The organism is Flavobacterium plantiphilum, from assembly GCF_046000495.1.
Classification (GTDB): domain Bacteria; phylum Bacteroidota; class Bacteroidia; order Flavobacteriales; family Flavobacteriaceae; genus Flavobacterium; species Flavobacterium plantiphilum.
Window position 1 is genome coordinate 298436 of record NZ_JBELQA010000006.1, and the last position, 18588, is coordinate 317023.

The 18588-nt window shown below is 34.9% G+C and carries 12 protein-coding genes; 2 read left to right on the forward strand and 10 right to left on the reverse strand.

Features of this window, described 5'->3' with window-relative positions:
- Positions 1 to 9 precede the first annotated feature (9 nt).
- From ABS764_RS12250 to ABS764_RS12295, 10 genes are read right to left on the reverse strand one after another with little or no spacing between them, the layout of a single operon-like run.
- Positions 10 to 1494: an alpha-L-fucosidase gene (locus tag ABS764_RS12250; protein ID WP_408082089.1), complete on the reverse strand. Its 1485-nt coding sequence runs from the start codon at positions 1492 to 1494 to the stop codon at positions 10 to 12.
- A 38-nt stretch (positions 1495 to 1532) separates the two neighbouring features.
- Positions 1533 to 3854 (reverse strand): glycoside hydrolase family 20 protein, encoded by a 2322-nt coding sequence (locus ABS764_RS12255; protein ID WP_408082090.1) that lies wholly within the window; start codon positions 3852 to 3854, stop codon positions 1533 to 1535.
- 4 nt (positions 3855 to 3858) lie between these two features.
- Positions 3859 to 7008, reverse strand: a complete 3150-nt coding sequence (locus ABS764_RS12260; RefSeq protein ID WP_408082091.1) for a glycoside hydrolase family 2 TIM barrel-domain containing protein — start codon at positions 7006 to 7008, stop codon at positions 3859 to 3861.
- 16 nt (positions 7009 to 7024) lie between these two features.
- On the reverse strand, positions 7025 to 8038 hold the full coding sequence (locus ABS764_RS12265; protein ID WP_408082092.1) for an isoaspartyl peptidase/L-asparaginase family protein: 1014 nt from the start codon (positions 8036 to 8038) through the stop codon (positions 7025 to 7027).
- A gap of 44 nt (positions 8039 to 8082) precedes the next feature.
- Complete coding sequence (locus tag ABS764_RS12270; protein ID WP_408082093.1) at positions 8083 to 9162, reverse strand: family 10 glycosylhydrolase; 1080 nt, start codon at positions 9160 to 9162, stop codon at positions 8083 to 8085.
- Positions 9163 to 9173: 11 nt separating this feature from the next.
- Positions 9174 to 10316, reverse strand: coding sequence for a glycoside hydrolase family 18 protein (locus tag ABS764_RS12275; RefSeq protein ID WP_408082094.1), 1143 nt, complete (start codon positions 10314 to 10316; stop codon positions 9174 to 9176).
- A 30-nt stretch (positions 10317 to 10346) separates the two neighbouring features.
- Positions 10347 to 11426 carry a carbohydrate-binding family 9-like protein gene (locus tag ABS764_RS12280; RefSeq protein WP_408082095.1) on the reverse strand — a complete coding sequence of 360 codons (1080 nt, stop codon included), beginning with the start codon at positions 11424 to 11426 and terminating at the stop codon, positions 10347 to 10349.
- 1 nt (position 11427) lies between these two features.
- A complete protein-coding gene (locus ABS764_RS12285; RefSeq protein ID WP_408082096.1) occupies positions 11428 to 12393 on the reverse strand; it encodes a glycoside hydrolase family 130 protein in 966 nt (321 codons plus the stop codon).
- 38 nt (positions 12394 to 12431) lie between these two features.
- Complete coding sequence (locus ABS764_RS12290; protein WP_408082097.1) at positions 12432 to 14309, reverse strand: sodium:solute symporter family protein; 1878 nt, start codon at positions 14307 to 14309, stop codon at positions 12432 to 12434.
- A gap of 2 nt (positions 14310 to 14311) precedes the next feature.
- The gene (locus tag ABS764_RS12295) at positions 14312 to 16567 is read right to left on the reverse strand and encodes a GH92 family glycosyl hydrolase (protein WP_408082098.1); all 2256 of its coding nucleotides are present in this window, start codon (positions 16565 to 16567) and stop codon (positions 14312 to 14314) included.
- A 123-nt stretch (positions 16568 to 16690) separates the two neighbouring features.
- On the opposite strand from ABS764_RS12295, the gene ABS764_RS12300 reads away from it, so the two are divergent.
- Together ABS764_RS12300 and ABS764_RS12305 are read left to right on the forward strand one after the other, a co-directional pair.
- A complete protein-coding gene (locus ABS764_RS12300) occupies positions 16691 to 17758 on the forward strand; it encodes a sensor histidine kinase (RefSeq protein ID WP_408082099.1) in 1068 nt (355 codons plus the stop codon).
- Between the two features lie 59 nt (positions 17759 to 17817).
- Positions 17818 to 18531: a LytR/AlgR family response regulator transcription factor gene (locus ABS764_RS12305; protein WP_408082100.1), complete on the forward strand. Its 714-nt coding sequence runs from the start codon at positions 17818 to 17820 to the stop codon at positions 18529 to 18531.
- Positions 18532 to 18588: the final 57 nt, after the last annotated feature.

Genomic DNA, 18588 nt, shown 5'->3' on the forward strand with positions numbered 1-18588 from the left:
TGATTGTTACTATCTGTTTATTTTTTCAATTTTTAAAGTCCAAGCTTCTTTTGAAGGTAGATTATTTCGTAAACTTTCAGGAATAATCACTTTGAAACCTTCGGAAACTTTTTCCCATTTTAATTTGGTTTTAGAGCCAAGCATTGTGATAGCAGTTCCTTTTTTTGGACTAATTGATTTTACAATTACTTCAGCAGGAATTTTGTTTTCACCTTCTTTAGCCATATAAAACAAAAATACATTTCCGGCTTTATTCTGAGTCATACAAATATTATTTTCTTTAAAAGGAGCAATTGGTTTGGTGTTATAAATTCCGCTTCCGTTTATTTTTAACCAGGCACCATATTCTGCCAATAAATCATAAGCGCCTTGTTGCCATTCTCCATCCGGTCCCGGAGCAACATTTAAAAGTAAATTTCCGCCTTTAGCCACAATGTCAATTAGCATATGAATTCCTTGTCTTCCTGTTAAATATTTAGCATCAGGAGTGTAAGACCATCCACCGCCTGAAGTAATACAGGATTCCCATGGATAAGGTAAGGTTTTTTCAGGAACACGGTTTTCAGGAGTCAAATAATTTTGATTTTTACTGTGTACCGCTCTGTCTACCACAATTAAACCCGGTTGTTTCTTACGTGCTTTATCAACCAATTCGTCCATTTTGATATCCTGATCTACTACTCTGTGCTTTATGAATCCATTTCCTGATTCATTCTCAGCAAATTTTGCCTCATATCCTTTTTTTATTTCTTCTTTATCTAATTTCTGAACCCATCCGCCATCTAACCATAAGATGTCTATTTTGCCATAATCCGATAATAATTCTAAGATTTGATTGTGCGTAAAATCAGTATATTTTTTCCATTTTTCAGGATAAGCAACCGGATCATAGTTTACATTTCTGTCAAATGGAGGAAAATAAGGATCCCAGTAATTCTCATTATGCCAGTCCGGTTTAGAGAAATAAGCACCAATCCACATATTTTCTTTTCTAAAAGCATCAAAGACTTCTTTAGCAATATTTGCTTTTGGATTTGTACTGAAAGGCACATCTTTATCAGTAACCTTATAATCTGAATATTTTGTATCAAACATATTAAATCCGTCATGGTGTTTTGTAGTGAATACCATGTATTTGATTCCGGCATTTTTAGCTGCTTTTGCCCATTTTTCAGGATTAAATTTTACCGGATTAAATGTTTTTCTCAAATCTTCATAGTCCTTTACATAAGCATTATAATCAGATGGATTGCTTCCTTTTTTACGTTCGCACCATCCATAATCTTCAGGACAAATAGACCAGGATTCTACAATTCCCCACTGACTGTAAGTTCCCCAGTGCATTAACAAACCAAATTTCTGGTCCTGCCATTGCTCTAATTTAGCTAAAACTAAAGGATCCGTTTCCGGAATATAACGTTCGTCTTCATAAATGGCTTGTGAAAACAACTGTACGGAAAACAACAGGGCTATTATTGCTATTCTTTTTTTCATTCTTTGTTTATTTTAATTTATATCTATTATCTTTTTTATTAATTCACCAAAATTTCATCTGCAAACAACCATGAGCTGCCTCCCGAAGCGGTCTTTTTTAAATTCGTTGCTACTACTTTTATAAATCGTGCCTGAGTTTTATCAAAATCAACTTTAAAGTCCAACAACTCATCGTTTACATTAGGAGCAAAAGCACGTTTTATTTTACCCACTTCCGTGTAATTTTTCCCGTCATTAGAAACAAAAACTGTAACTGCTGTTGGAAAATAAATTCCGGATCCCTGGCTCTCTAAACTTCCTAAAATTACTTGTTGAATTTCTTGATTTTTTTCTAAATCAATAACTACTTCCATGTCATCCTCCAGCCAGGCCTGCCATTGACCATCATGAAAATTTTTAGTTCCCCGGATAACATTCACTAAACTTAAATCGCCATCTCCTTTGTAATTTTTATTAAACGGAGTTTTAAAAATCAGCTTCGCCGCAACAGCTTTATGAAATTTAATTGTGTCGATATAAGTTTTACCTACCGGTTTGTCATTTTTAAACAACGAAGCTTTTATCAAAGTTGTTTCTTTTATTTCTATTGGATTTGTGTATGGAACAGCCTTATTATTAATATCTTTATCTGCTGTTACGTAACGAATATCAGGATTAGGAAATTCATTTTTTAAACTCAGGAAAACATTTTTGGATTTTAGATCCACTTTGCTTGAAGCGGTAATCAGATACGAACTTTTGGAATAATTAATTCCTAAAACATCATAACGTCTGAACATTGTTTCTAATCTTGCCGAAAAATCCTCCCAGTTACGGGATTCTTTTGTACTCCATAAAACCTCTGATAAAGCGGCTAATCTTGGAAAAAGCATGTATTCAGAAAGTGCATCAGTATCAATATGTTCTGCCCATAAATTAGCATGTGCTCCTAAAATGTGCTTCGCTACTTCCGGACTCATCGCATCGGCAACCGGATCAAATTCATATACTTTACTCAAAGGCAAATAAGCATTAAAAGCTACCGGTTCCTCATTTTGTGGTCCCTGATAAAAGTTAAAATAGCAATGAGATTCAGGAGTCATAATGACATCATGTCCTTGTTCAGCAGCTTCAATACCACCTTTTGTGCCGCGCCAGCTCATTACAGTCGCTTCGGGAGCTAAACCGCCTTCGATAATTTCATCCCAACCGATCATTTTTTTGCCTTTGGAATTAATATATTTTTCTACTCTTTTTACCAAATAACTTTGCAATTCATTGACATCTTTTAAACCTTCTTCCTTAATTCTTTTTTGGCAATGAGGACAGGTTTTCCAATGGTCTTTTGTAGCTTCATCCCCGCCAATATGAATGTATTGAGACGGAAATATAGCAATCACTTCATCAATTACATTCTCAATAAATTCAAAAGTGTTTTCCTTTCCCGGACAAAAAATATCCGTAATGGGCCAGACACCACCGGAAGGCACGCCAATAGGAGTCCCAAAACAAGACAGTTCAGGATAAGCGGCAATAGCAGAACTCACATGTGCCGGCATTTCAATTTCCGGAATGATTTCCACATTCTTTGTTGCAGCATAAGCAACAATTTCTTTTAATTCCTGCTGAGTTAAGAAACCTCCGTAAGTCCCTTTTTCATTAGGATCATTAACCGCTCTGGCATTCCAGGCTTTATCTTCCTGATTGACTCTCCAGGCTCCAATTTCAGTTAATTTTGGATATTTTTTAATCTCCATTCTCCACCCCTGATCGTCTACCATATGCAAACGCAACACATTCATTTTATGCATGGCAAGGCGATCAATCGTTTTTAATATGTAATCTTTACCAAAAAAGTGACGCGATAAATCCAGCATCAGTCCGCGTTGCTGGTATCGGGGTTTATCATTTATAGCAAGAGTAGGAATTTCCCATTTTACATTCGTGATTACTGTTTCACTTTCTATTGCAACAGGCAATAATTGTTTTAGTGTTTCCAGTGCATACATAAAACCAATACTGCTCTTAGCTGTAATAATTATATTTTTTTCAGATACTTTTAAGCTATAAGCATCTTTAGCCATCTTATTATCAACTATAAACTGTACAAAATTGTTTTTAGATTTTTTGGTTACGCGCTTTAATCTGAATCCAGATGCCTTTTCAAATTGATCTAAAAAATAAGCAACACTTTGTTTTGGTGAATCGTCGGTTACCACAAACTTTGTTTGTGCTGAAAATTCAAACGTTCCTTCCGAACGCACTAATTCAGTTGGTTTTGGAATAATATGAATTTCTTTTTCGGTAAATACTTTCTGAGCCATAGTCAGGTTACAAATGGCTAACAGAAGTACAACAATGCTTTTATTTACTATTTTCATTTACTTATTTTTTTAAACTTGGTGTAATTTTAAACCGGTACTGATAGTTTTTTGCTTTAAGCAAATAGTTCTCCATGGGCCAGGCTCCCCAGCTGTCAATGCCACCTAATCCCATTTGTTTACTATCAATTTTCAAACTCGTTAAATCTCTTTCTTTAAGATCAGCTGCGTTTCTTTGTTCTTTTTCTAAACCATCATCCAAATCTTCCGTCAGATAATGTAAGGCGGTCATATTGAATAATTCATCGGATTCTACTTTTAATTTTATCTTATCATCAGATAATTCCAGCCATCTCAAATCGGTTTTATTTCCTGTTTCCTGAGGACGGATATAAGGATAGTATTGCTCAGAAACCGTTTGATGATACAACCCCACTTTAGTATTGTATTTTCTGTCGGCATAATTTTCAATCGGACCCCGACCGTAATAGGCTATTGTTTCAAAATTTTCAGGCAAAATCATTTCCATTCCAAAACGGGGCAACATAGGTACTTCCTTGTCTTTAGCAATAGTTAGCGATTGGTTTACCAGCAATTCTCCCTTACTGTTAAACTCATAAGTCAATACTAAAACAGCGTTTACAGGAATGAGTTTATAAATTGCTTTTGCTGTCATTTTATTATTTTTTGCAACAGCATAATCAAAACTCACCAAATCCGGATTTTCCATAGCCTGTTTCCACACTAATAGATTTTTTTGAAAATTAGCGCCCATATCATTATCAGTAGGTGCTCTCCAAAAATCAGGTCTCAACTGAAAACCTTCTTTTAAAATGGCTTCTTTGTTAAAAATATAACCGCTAATAAATCCTGTTTTTTTATCGAATGTGATTTCCGACTGATTGCTTTTAAAAATAATTGATTGATCATTTTTGGCTACAGTTATTTTTGCATCACCGGCAACAGCAAGATTATTCTCCCAATTGCCTTTTAGATGCAATTGTTCTGATGCAATTTCAAATCCTTTTGTTAAAAAAGGTTCTTCTCCTTTTAGAGTGTAACTAATATTTACAAAAGCTTCTTTGTATTCTTTCCCTTGTAAATCAACCGGCAATTGTACGGATATTTCCTGTTGCGGATGGATTGCTAAATCTTCGATAGTGCCTTTTGTATCTTCCACACCATCCAAAACTAATGTCCAGTTTAGTTTTACATTCTTCAGATCTCTGAAGAAAAACTCGTTAAATATTTTTATCGAAAACCGTTCTTTATCTTCCCATGAAGTCAATATATTCTGCAATACATTCTTAGCTTCAAAAGCATGTGGATTGGGTTTTCTTTCCGGATTAAAAACGCCGTTATTCAGAAAATTATTGGCACTTGGTCCTCCTTTAGGTCCAAAATCACCACCATAAGCAAAAACTTTGGTTCCGTCTTCTCTGGTTTTATAAACAGACTGATCGATCATGTCCCAGATAAATCCTCCCTGAAAGTTTTTTTCCTTTCGAAACAAATCCCAGTAATCTTTAAAATTCCCCATAGAATTTCCCATTGCATGGGCATATTCGCTTAAAATATAAGGCCTGTCGGGATTAGGAATTGCAGCAATGTATTCCTGCATTCCCTTAGGCGAACTGTATTGCGGATCAATAATATCCGAATTCCATTCAAATTTCATACTTTTTCCTTCCCAGCCTGAAGTTGAAGCTCTTTCATACTGAACAGGTCTTGATACATCTCTGTTTTTCAGCCACAAATAAGCACGATAAAAGTTATAACCATTTCCGGCCTCATTTCCCATACTCCAGATAATTACCGAAGGATGATTTTTATCTCTTTCTACCATCCGGCTGATGCGCTGCCAGTGTGCGAGTTCCCAATTGGGATTATTCCCCAGGGTTTTAGTGATTTCATACCCCATTCCGTGGGATTCTAAATTGGCTTCATCAACTACATAAATCCCGTATTTATCACATAATTCATAAAAATATTCGTCATTAGGATAATGTGACATTCTAACCGCATTGATATTATACTGTTTTAAAATGCTAATATCCTGCTCCATTCTTTCTCTAGAAATGGTTTGCCCCGTAACCGGATCTGTTTCCTGGCGATTCACTCCTTTTATATAAATGGCTTTGCCGTTAACTAAAAGTTGGCCTCCTTTAATTTCTACTTTTCTAAAACCAACATTCTGTGGAATTACCTCTATAATATTTCCTTTCTTATCTTTTAAAAAGAAATAAACCTGATACAAATTAGGAATTTCGGCACTCCATTTCTTTGGATTTTTTACCTCAAAATTAAAGACGTTTTTCTCTGTCGCTGCCTCTATTTTAATACTTTGAGAAGCAATCAGCGTTTCCTTGTCTTTTAACTGAACTTCTAAAGTGTATTTGTCTTTTTTGTTTATTTCAGAAAAGGAAGTTTTTATTTTCAAACTCCCATCTGTGTAAGATTTGTCTAAATCAGAGATAATCTCGAAATCAACCAGGTGCGAATTATTTCTTGCATATAAATACGTATCTCTGGTAATTCCGCTCATTCGCCAGAAATCCTGACATTCTAAATAAGAACCATCATTCCACTTCATTACTTTTAAAACAATACTATTCTCACCTTCTTTTAAAAAAGCATTGAGTTGAAATTCCTGAGGTAATTTCCCATCTTCTCCATAACCCACATATTTGCCGTTAACCCAAACGCTAAGGTTCGATTTTGCTGCACCTACATGCAGCAAAATCGCCTTTTTCAACCAATCACTCCCAATTATAAAAGTCTTTCTGTATATTCCAACAGGGTTATAAGTTGTAGGAACAAATGGTGGATTTACTTTAATTACAGGTTCAAAATCGTAAGTTGTATTAGTATAAACAGGGTAACCATAACCGTTTACATCCCAGTTTGCAGGAACTTTAAAATGATCCCAAGCAGAGTCATCAAAATTGATGTTCTCAAATCCTTCCGTTAAATCATTAGGATTTTCGAAATATTTAAACTTCCAGACACCATTTAAACTGATATAATTTTTTGACTTTTTCCATCCTCCTTCTTTGGCTACAGCCTCATTTTCATAAACATAATATGATGCATGCATAGGCAGCCTGTTGTCCTCATTTATTTTTTCATTTAACCAGAAAGGAGTACTTTCCTGTGCTAAACATGACAAAGAGACTGTTAAAAGTAATAGTATTGCTGAGAAACTGATTTTCATCAAATGTATTTTATAATTATTTCCAGGACATTTTAAATTGAGCATCTTCCATTCGGTGCCCTTTTTCATTATCAGAAACGGCATAATTAAATCCGGAACGTAAGCTGTAAGCTCCGTATTCACCATTTTTATTTAATGCGATGAATCCCACCTGTAAATATTCCATATCCTTATGATTTTTATGCTTATTATAAATACGCTCTGTGATTTCTTTACAGGCTTCAAATGGTGATTTTCCCTGTCGCATCAATTCGACCACCATAGCACTTCCTGCGGTTCTTATGACTGCTTCCCCTAAACCTGTTGCTGCAGCAGCACCTACTTCATTATCCAGAAAAAGTCCCGCTCCGATTATGGGAGAATCCCCTACACGCCCGTGCATTTTCCAGGCTGCTCCGCTTGTGGTACAACCTCCGGAAAGGTTTCCATCAGCATCAATAACAAGCATGCTTATCGTATCATGATTTTCTATATTGATAACGGGTTTGTATTTAGATTCTTCCAGCCATTTTTCCCAGTCTTTTTTTGATTCCGGAGTTAGTAGATTTTCTTCTTTAAATCCTTCTGCTAAAGCAAACTGTAAAGCTCCCTGACCGGATAACATCACATGAGGTGTATTTTGCAATACTCTTTTTGCTACTGAAATAGGATGCTTAATGCCTTCAAGAAAAGAAACAGAACCACAATTACTGTTATGATCCATGATGCAGGCATCCAGGGTAACTTTACCTTCTCTGTCAGGATAACCGCCATACCCTACACTTCTCACATTGGGATCGGCTTCCGGTATTTTCATTCCTGCTTCTATAGCATCCAGAGCGTTTTTACCATTCTTTAATTGTTTCCAGGTTTCAGCATTAGCCGGTAAACCATGATTCCAGGTTGAAATTATTAGAGGTTTCTTTTTAGATTTTGCCATGATACTTGTAAAGGGAGCCTCCGGCTTAACCATACCGTTGACTCCCAGAAAAGTACCTAAGCCTATGGTTCCTAAAGTCGTTTTTTTTATAAAATTTCTTCTGTTTGACATAGTCTTAGTTTTAGTTAGGGTTTGTGTTTAGATTTAGTTTGCAATTATAATTTCAATGCCTTTTTTGTTTCTTTGATTGTTTTCAGATTTTCTGCTGTTAATGCATTCCCGTCAAAAAAAGAAACGCCTTTGGCACCGTTCTCTTTGGCAAGAAGAATAACATCTTTTAACTCTTTATCAGATTGTAATCCTGGTATATAAATCCCTGTATTTATTTGGGCTTGTTTTCCTTGTAAATCCGTTACCCCTTGTTTTGTAGCATAACCAATCCAGTTTATTTCTTCATTGTAAAAATTATGGTAAATCATAGGATATACTTCATCAATATTCCATTTATCCCAGCGTTGACGCACCATGTGATCAGCCATTTCCGGATAAGGAAAAACTGCCGCTGTTAATTTTTTTCCGTGTTTGTGTGCAATTTCCTGAGCGTGATCTACTATATTTTTAATCTGATTCAAACGAAATTGCTTCCATTCCATATCAATTTCAGGATGTTCCATTTTTCTTGGATCTCTGCCAAATTCCTTCATAAAAGCATTTACACTGGCATCGGAATAATCAAAATCATAATCAGGAAGTTCTGTATTTTGTTCTAAATTATATTTAGGCAACAATCCAACAGGTAAAAACACATCAGGGTAACGGATGTAATCCAAGTGTACACTTTCTATTCCTTTAACCTTAGCTAAAGCTTCTAACAAATCATAAATATGCTGGCGGGCTTCGGGATGACTTGGCGACAACCACTGGTAATAATCCACATACGGACGGTCGTCAAAACAGGATTTCCCGCTTCGGCTCACCATGTACCAATCCGGATGTTGCAAGGCAACCGAATCACCCGGTCGGTTCATAGTCATAATCCAGGCATGCACTTTTAAACCTTGTTCCTGAGCTATAGGAACTAATCTGTTTAGTAAAACCGGATTTGTGTTCGTATTTATTAACACCTCATCAATTCCGGCCTCTTTGTATTTTTTGAATTCAGCTGTATACTCTTCATCTGTTTTTTTAGAATCGGCTGTTGTCCATACACCAAAGTCAAAAGTTTCTTGTGCTGTTTCTTTGCCGGAGCAGGCTGAAAAAAGTACCGCTATTACGAATAGTATTGTATATTTCATGTTTTGCTGATTTACTGCATATTTTTAAAAAGTGTGTTTAACAACTCCTGATTATTATCCAGACTATATTCCCAGAACATAGCACCACCCAGACCTTTACTTTTTATAAATTTTGACTTTAATTCAATTTCTTTTGGTGTTTCGTAAGACATAAAAATCTTGTCCTGAGCATTCCATAAATAAGAGGCTTTCGCCGAATCATCGTATAATTTTTCAAATTTTCCGGATTTTAATTCCTCAGCTATTTTCCAACTTGCAATAATTTCACTCCCTGAATGTGCAGACTGATACAAACCGTTATTTTGTGGCTCTACTCCAGTCCATTTTCTTCCGTAAAACGGAATTCCTAAAACTAATTTGTTAGCAGGAACAGCTGTTTTCAAAAGCATTGTAATTGACTGACTGATACTGTTTCCTCCAAATTTTTCATATTCTGAAGGAAATAAATTGGCGTGATGTCCTGTTTGATACATCCATCCGTTATAAAAATCGTAGCACATCACATTAATAAAATCAAGATACTGATGTGCTTTTCCCAAATCAGTGTGATTGATGTATTCCTGATCTGCGGCTGCAGCAATAGTTAACAAATAAGGTTGGTTATCCCGTTTCGTTTCTGCGTTTAACTGTGTTCTTAATTCGGCTAGCAGTAACGTAAAATTCTCTTTATCTGAAGGCCGGAACACATTATCCTCTGCCCGTTGTCCCGGAAATTCCCAGTCAATATCTATTCCGTCGAAACCGTACGATTTCATTAGTTTCACTGCGCTTTTAGCAAATTTGACTCTTGAATCATTATAAGCAGCTATATTGGAAAATTGGTCTGACCAAACCCAGCCTCCAATAGAATATAAAATTTTCAGTTTTGGATTTTGTTTTTTCAGCTTCATCAGACTCTCTATTTTAGCTTTGTCTGTAGCCAACTCAAACTGTACATTTCCATCAACAATATTGGCAAAAGCATAATTAATATGCGTTAGCTTAGTCGCATCCACTTTTGCCGGATCAAAATCCTCATAACCTGCAACATAAGCTATTTTTTTTAAATCTTTTGGAGTGTTTTTTTGTTCCTTTACAGCAGAACAGCCAACAAAAATGCTTACCAACAGTACCAAAAAACTGAACTTTTTTAAAGGTTTAGAAATAGTCATCATTTAGATTTATTTTATAAAAATTTGCTTCGATTAATTGCTCTGTTCCAAAAACTGACCATCTTCTTTAATAATAAATTTTTTATTAGAAAATGGACTTTTTATCGAAATGGAATATCCGGAAGAATAATGCTCTAAAAAAGGTTTTACAATAACTGTATCTATAGCAATAGTCTCTTTAGAAATATCCTTAATTGATTTAGCCCAGGATTTATGAGTTTTATAATAAGATTTTTGCTTTCTGTACAGATTAAACAGCTCCCATTTTATTTTTTCATCTTTCGGAATGCTAAAGTTATCGCTATTTCCAATTTCTTTTGAAGAAAAATACACATAGGCCCATTTTTCCGGCTCGTGCATATTGATTACTCCTTGCGGCGACCAAACCCAGTTATACTCCGGAAGGAATTTTCCCTTAATATCTTTCTTGCGTTCGTATTTTCCGTTAACAATAGTATGTTGCCAGTTGACTCTTGAGAAATTGACTCTCCAGAAATTATCTCTTGGCACATTGTCTTCTCCATAGGATTTTTGATATACAGCCCATGGAATTGCAATTTCTAAAACCCATCCTTCATCAGTATCCGATGGATTATTGAGGGTTCCGTGGATTTTAACTGCTGATTTTAATCCGCTCATATTCCAATCGTTCAGAACAACATTTTTTTCTCTGTAAGGTTTGCTCAAAAATAAATCCCAGACTGTATTCAATGCATTAATTTCCAACTCATAATAGTTTTGAGCATCGCCATCAGGATCTATAAAAACCTCAAAATCATTGTTGTAAAAAATAATAGTATCGCGTTGTTTTAGATTTGCCCAAACATGCGGTTCATCTATTTTTGCCAGTATGTAGTAATACTTCTCATCCCAAAGCATTTTTACTTTGGTATCATATTTGGGTTTAATAATTCCTTCAATATCGATAAAAGAAGTTGTCCATTCTGCTTTATCCCAAGCCGATTCAGAAGCTTCTCCATCAATTACAATTGTTTCAGAAGTTTTATAAGCTACATATTTTTGGGGTATCATTTCGCCATTTGCCTGAGCAAAACCCAGCAAAGAGTAAAAAAACAAAAGCGAAGACATTATTTTACTACTTTCTTGCATCATTTTATAAACTATTATCTTTAGTAAATTGAATCACTTCACTTAGTTTTCCAAAAGCCATTGCTACCACAGTATCAGCTGCACCGTAATAAACAGCTAATTTGTCCTCTTCAGTATCATGTAAAGCAGCACATGGAAAAACCACATTAGGTACATCTCCGGTTTGTTCATAATCTACTGCCGGTCCTAATAAATATGGCTGTGTTCGGTACTTTACAGTATCCGGTTTTTCGGTATCTAAAATAGCTGCTCCCATCGCATAACGGAAACCGTTACAGGTATTAATTACTCCGTGGTAAATCATCAGCCAGCCTTCTTCAGTTAAAATAGGAATAGGTCCAGCTCCAATTTTGGTACATTGCCAGGCACTGTCTTCAAATGGTGTTGGTTTCATCACTAAACGATGCTCTCCCCAATATTTCATATCCGGGCTAAAGCTTATCCAGATATCCCCAAAAGGAGTATGTCCGTTATCACTGGGACGGCTTAACATCGCATATTTTCCATCTATTTTTTGCGGAAATAAAACACCGTTTCTGTTAAAAGGTAAATAAGCATTTTCACATTGAAAAAATTCTACGAAATCAAAAGTATAACCAATACCAATTGTTGGGCCATTATACCCGTTACACCAGGTAATCCAGTAACGGTCTTCAATAAAAACTACACGAGGATCATATTTATAAGCAGATTCAATCATTTCGGTATTACCGGCCTGCATTACGATAGGCTCATGGTTAATGTCCCAATTGATTCCGTCTTTACTGAAACCGGCAAAAATATTCATCTGAACCGCTTTGTTATCACATCTGAAAACACCTGCAAAACCATCTCCAAAAGGAACTACTGCGCTATTGAAAACACTGTTAGAGGATGGAATCGCATAACGGTCAATGATTGGATTATTAGAATATCTCCACATTACATCGTTGCTATTTTCAGGTTTATCTTGCCAAGGAATAGTGCTCATTTTATTTTTGTTTTAATTATATTGTTTTTGTTTTTCAGCTAGTTGTTTATTTTTCGAACCTTATCTAACCAGGTATATTTTAATATCACAGAGGTTATTAAAAAGATAAGTAATGACACAAACATTTTAGGATAATCTCTAATCAGTAAAAAAATAGGAAGTACAATCATACTGGACTGCCATACAATTCCGATGACACAATTAATCATATCCATTGCAAACTCAGTATTTTTTTCAAAAGCCTGATCTTCTTTTTGCAATAAACTATAAACAGGTTTCCAGAAACCCCAGGGTCTTACATTCGCATAAAAAGATTTTAAAACTTCGGTATCTGTCGGTTTTGTAAAAAAAGTCCCCAATACACAACCTAAGACTGAAAAACTAAAAATTATAGGAAACATATAAATATCCTGCATTTCTGATAAATCATAAAGCCAGGTTCCCACTTCAAAACTCCCTTTACTTTGCCCTAAAATGAATTGTAATGAAGCAACAATCAATCCGGTAAACATTCCCCAGAAATAGCCCCAGCCGTTAAAACGCCACCACACCCATTTTAGAAAATTAGCAGCTACATAACCACCAAATAAGGCGCTGGTGATCCATAAAGTCAATGAGTTAATCGAATCAGCAAAAAATCCCATGAAAACCCCAAGTCCCACAATAACAAAAGAAGCAATATGACTTATCTTAATGTAATGCTCACTGGTAGCAACGGGCTTAAAGTATTTTTTATAAATATCATTTACGATATACGCAGGTCCTGCATTTACAAAAGCAGAGAAAGTAGACATAAAAGCCGCTAATAATCCGGCTAACAACAAACCTTTGATTCCTACCGGTACGTGGAAATTAATAACTGTAGGTAATAATATTTCTAAATCGGCTCCGCTTAATTTCGGATTGGCAATCATTTGAGGAGCAAGAGTTACTAATGCAATAACTACAATTCCGCCAATTAATAAATACCTTGGAATAAAAAGAATCAAATTAGTGAAACCACTCATATATGCTGCTTCTTTTACCGATTTTGTAGAAAGAATACGTTGTAAATCATAACTTGGTGTAGGACCGGCAATACTGGCAAAGAAACCTTTGAACAAAGACATTCCTACTAATGCTCCAAACATTTTATACCCTTCGGTGTTGATTAATTGATCAAAAGCTTCATATTTTCCTGACCAGTGACTTCCTAATTCCATATCAAAGAAAACATTTTTCCATTCCTCTGTAATAATCGAATTGATCTGAACATCTGTATAATTAATAAGTGTATATCCGGCAACAAGAACACCTGATAAAATCATGATTCCGTATTGCAATACTTCGGTAGCAACTACCGAAAACATACCTCCTTTGATAGTATAAAGAGTAGTCATGAAGATGATAATTAATGCATAAGACTGCTCCGAAGTAAGTAAAACATCTCCATTAAAATGCAAAGCCAAATCCCAGGGTAAAATAACAGTCATAAACTTACCAATTCCTTCAAAGAAATAAGCAATAAAACCTATAGTAGAAATAATTGCAAAAACAGCAACAATAATATGCGATGCTTTTCCTGCTCTGTCATTCCCAAAACGGGTTAAAATCCATTCTGAACCCGTCATTATATTGGAACGTCTTATCCAGACAGCCAGAAACATCATGACAAAAATCTGGTTCCAGATAGGCCATAACCACATAAACATAAAACTTTTAACGCCGTATAAAAACAAAATCCCCACCATCCAGGCTGTTCCTGAAACATCAAACATACCAGAACCGTTACTCAGGCCCAGGTAATACCATTTGATGGAGTTTCCTCCAAGAAAATAATCGTCCAGACCTTTAGAGGCTTTTCTGGAAATCCAGATTCCTATCCCGATAGTAATAAGAATGTAAATTATAATGATACTCAAATCGATGCTGTCCATACTTACTTTTTGTTTTTAATAGTTAAACCCCAATTTTCATTTGGCTTAGGTCCCATAACAAAATGCAGTATCCCACCTTGTGTTATTTGTTTGTGCGAAATAGTTGTTTGGTTAAATGGCTTTCCGTTTAATGTTGCCGACTGAATGTAAAAATTGGCTGCCGAAACATTTTCGGCTTCAATTACAAATGTTTTTCCACCTTCAAGTGTAATAGTAGCTTTTTCAAAAATCGGACTTCCTATTTCATATTCTCCCGAAGCAGGGTTCATAGGATAAAATCCTAAAGAGCTGAAAATATACCAGGCCGACATTTGTCCGCAATCTTCATTTCCACTCAGTCCGTCAGGTGTAGTATTGTATTGCGTATCTAAAATATGACGTACCCAATATTGAGTTCTCCAGGGTTTTCCGGCCTTATTAAACAAATAAGCAATATGATGACTTGGTTCATTTCCATGAGCATACTGTCCTATTAATCCCGAAATATCAGCTGAAATATTATTTCCTGTAATCTCTGAACTCTCCGTGAATAATTTTTCTAAACGTTTCGTAAAAATGGCATCACTTCCGTGCAATTTTATAAAATCATCTACATTATGAGGTACAAACCAGCTGTGTTGCCAGGCGTTTCCTTCGGTATAATCGGTATGTTCTCTGTGATTGGAATGTTTGGGATCAAAAGGTTCATTCCATGATTTTCCATCTTCTGATTTCCCTCTCATGAATCCGGTTTTCGAATCAAATAAATATTGATACGCCTTAGAACGATTCAGGAAATAATTATAATCATCCTCTTTGCCCAATGCTTTAGCCATTTGTGCCACACACCAGTCGTCATAAGCATATTCTAAAGTAATCGTTACCGATTCATCCAGTAAATTATAAGGAATGTATCCAAATTGTTTATAGAAATTTAAACCTCGTTCGTTTTGCATCATCGTCGCTTTCATCGCTTCGTATGCTTTTTGGGCATTAAAACCTTTAATTCCTTTTAGATAAGCGTCCACAATTACAGGAATTGAATGGTAGCCAGTCATCGTGTTAGTTTCATTTGCAGAAAGTGTCCAAACCGGCAATATTTTTCTGGTTTCGTAATAGGCCAACATGGAGTTAACAATATCGGAAACTTTATCCGGAGCCAGTAAAGTCAATAAGGGATTTTCGGCTCTAAACGTATCCCAAAGTGATAATGTGGAATAAGCTGTATAATTTTTAGCGGTAATAATGCTGTCGTCTTCTCTTCTGTACTGACCATTTTTATCACTGTAGGTTACCGGTGCTACCTGAGCATGATACATCGCTGTATAAAAAATAGTTTTGAGAGAATCTATTGGAGTTTCAACTTCTATTTTTCCTAAAGAAGTATTCCAGCTATTTATTGCTTCTTTTTTTACACTATCAAAATCAAAGTCATCTGAATCTAAATTATCTTTTGCATTAGCAATACTCACCGATGAAACGGCAACTTTCACTAACAGCTCTTCTGTGTTTTCGGTATCAAAAAAGAACTGAGCCGAAGTTTTTTCTCCTTCAGAAGCGATTCCATCAACAGCTTTGTGATTGTCTGCTAAAAAATATTCGCTTATTGGTTTAGAAAATTTGGCAACAAAAAATACTTTTTGATTTTTAGCCCATCCTGTACTATAACGATATCCGCTTACAGTATGTTTATCTTCAATAGATACTGCTGTTTTTACAGCTTTGTCCCAATTAATTGCATAACCTAAATCCAGAATTACAGCCTGAGGTTCTCCTTTTGAAAAAGTATATTTATGATAAGCTGTACGCTGGTTTGCTGTTAACTCTGCGGTAACTTTGGAATCACTTAAAAATACCTGATAATATCCAGGACTTGCTTTTTCTTTAGCGTGACTAAAAGAGGATTTATACGGAACCTCATCTCTCGATGCAGGATTAACCGTCAGATCGATTTTTTTACTAACGGGCATTAACAAAATATCCGCTAAGTCACCAATACCTGTACCGCTTAAATGCAAATGAGAAAAACCTACAATCACAGAATCAGAGTAATGGTATCCTGAACACCAGTCCCAGGCAGAAATCCCATTATCCGGACTTAACTGCACCATCCCAAAAGGAACCGTAACACCAGGATAGGTATGACCATGTCCGCCTGTACCTATAAAAGGATCAACATGATTGACAAAAACCGGTTCTTTATGCTTATTTTTGTCTTCATTCAGTTTGCAACTGCTGGCTAAAATCAAAAACAAAACAGCTATTTTTAAATCCCTCATATCTATTAATCTTAATTTAACTTTAAATTTAGATAAATTTGATTTCCACCTGAATAATTTTAGACGGATGACACATAAACTTAGTTAAACATCAAAAAAAACTAACAAACACTACATTTTCTTATGCTCTTTAACAATAACAAACTTTACCGACTGCCATTACGATACCATGTGCTTTTCTGGTCAGTGTATTTTATATTTAACACTTTTCGCTGGGGAAGCTATTTTAACGATTATATCTATTCGTTAAAAACAAATCTGCTGGGTTTTCCTATACATATGAGTTTATGTTATCTCAATATTTTGATTTTAATGCCCAATCTGGTTTACAAAAAAAAATACCTTTTATATATAGTCTCCATTTTAGCGGCTATATTCCTTATGGTTCTTGTCAAGTTCAATCTTACTTATTTTTTGATTAACCATAATGTATGGCCGGAAGGACCAGAATACATGGACACTTTTTCGCTGAATTATTGTATTGACATGATGCTGGGCGAACTTTACGTAATCACTTTTGTTACTGCCATTAAAATAACATTTGACTTTTTAAAAGAACAAAAAAGAGTAACCGATCTGGAAAAGTCACAATTAGAAACCGAGCTACTTTTTTTAAAATCACAAATCTCACCTCATTTTTTCTTTAATACCCTCAATAACATTTATTCTTTATCTGTCGAAAAGTCAAATAAAACTCCTAAAGTCGTCATCAAACTTGCTGAATTGATGCGTTACATGCTTTATGAAACAAAAAACAAGAGACAAACGCTTGAAAACGAGATTGTATGCATCCAAAATTATCTGGATTTGGAAAGAATCCGAAATGACGAACGACTAGAAATCGACATGTCTATTTCCGGCGACATCCATGATAAAGAAATAGCCCCTGTGTTATTGCTTACTTTTATTGAAAATGCGTTTAAACACGGCGTTAATAAAAATACCGGAAAAGTAAAGATTTCTATCGATTTTAAAATAAAAGACAACATACTGGATTTTAAAGTCAGTAATCCGATGCCTGAAATTACAAAACACAAAGAGAATTTTAAAATGTCTAGCGGAATAGGGATTGAAAACGTAAAAAAAAGACTTGAGCTAGGATACAATAAAAACGATTATAAGCTTTCATTTAAAAATAAAAAGAATATTTTTGTTGTAAGGCTTGTAATTAAGGTGTCTGAACCTGATTAAAGCCCTTTTTATAAGGCTTTACCCCCCTAATTATTTCGTTATAAAAAAATTATTCTCAAATGAAAGTAAATTGTTTAATCATAGATGATGAGCCACTAGCTATTAATGTTATTAAAAATCACATAGAACATATTGAAAATTTTGAAGTAATAGAAACCTTCAGTAATTCGATAGAAGGTTTAAATTATTTAAAAAACAATGCTATTGATGTGGTTTTTTTAGATATAAATATGCCGGTTCTGGATGGTATTAATTTTATAAAAAGTTTAGAAAATCCTCCGCTGCTTGTAATAACAAGTGCCTATGATCAATTTGCCATTGAAACTTATGAACTGGATGTATTAGATTATCTGGTAAAACCTATTGAATTTCCAAGGCTGATGAAGGCCATTAATAAAATTAACAAAAGACTCAGTAATACAAATAAAGTTCCGCTGGAGGCAAACAAAGAAAATCCTTTTATTTTTGTCAAAATCGACAAAAAGAGAATGAAGAAAATTTTTCTCAATGAAATCTTAGTAATCGAAAGTTTAAAAGACTATCTGAAAATAAATACTTTAACCGGAAAATATATTATTCACAGTACCTTGTCTGACTTCACCGGTTTATTACCTGAAAAAGATTTTTTAAGAATACACCGTTCTTATACGATTGCTATTGATAAAATTGATGCTGTTGAAGGCAACAGCATTGAAATCGAAGGTCTAAGATATGTTATAGGAAGATCGTATATCGACGAAGTAAAACAGCGAATATTAAATGCATCTATATAATTTTAAAAACTGTAATAAATAAAAAAATGCAATCAATTAAGATTGCATTTTTCATGT

Excerpts from the sequence above, each read along its gene's own strand:
- ABS764_RS12250 (WP_408082089.1), bottom strand. The coding sequence starts at position 1,494 with ATGAAAAAAAGAATAGCAATAATAGCCCTGTTGTTTTCCGTACAGTTG.
- ABS764_RS12255 (WP_408082090.1), bottom strand. The coding sequence starts at position 3,854 with ATGAAAATAGTAAATAAAAGCATTGTTGTACTTCTGTTAGCCATTTGT.
- ABS764_RS12260 (WP_408082091.1), bottom strand. The coding sequence starts at position 7,008 with ATGAAAATCAGTTTCTCAGCAATACTATTACTTTTAACAGTCTCTTTG.
- ABS764_RS12265 (WP_408082092.1), bottom strand. The coding sequence starts at position 8,038 with ATGTCAAACAGAAGAAATTTTATAAAAAAAACGACTTTAGGAACCATA.
- ABS764_RS12270 (WP_408082093.1), bottom strand. The coding sequence starts at position 9,162 with ATGAAATATACAATACTATTCGTAATAGCGGTACTTTTTTCAGCCTGC.
- ABS764_RS12275 (WP_408082094.1), bottom strand. The coding sequence starts at position 10,316 with ATGATGACTATTTCTAAACCTTTAAAAAAGTTCAGTTTTTTGGTACTG.
- ABS764_RS12280 (WP_408082095.1), bottom strand. The coding sequence starts at position 11,426 with ATGATGCAAGAAAGTAGTAAAATAATGTCTTCGCTTTTGTTTTTTTAC.
- ABS764_RS12285 (WP_408082096.1), bottom strand. The coding sequence starts at position 12,393 with ATGAGCACTATTCCTTGGCAAGATAAACCTGAAAATAGCAACGATGTA.
- ABS764_RS12290 (WP_408082097.1), bottom strand. The coding sequence starts at position 14,309 with ATGGACAGCATCGATTTGAGTATCATTATAATTTACATTCTTATTACT.
- ABS764_RS12295 (WP_408082098.1), bottom strand. The coding sequence starts at position 16,567 with ATGAGGGATTTAAAAATAGCTGTTTTGTTTTTGATTTTAGCCAGCAGT.
- ABS764_RS12300 (WP_408082099.1), top strand. The coding sequence starts at position 16,691 with ATGCTCTTTAACAATAACAAACTTTACCGACTGCCATTACGATACCAT.
- ABS764_RS12305 (WP_408082100.1), top strand. The coding sequence starts at position 17,818 with ATGAAAGTAAATTGTTTAATCATAGATGATGAGCCACTAGCTATTAAT.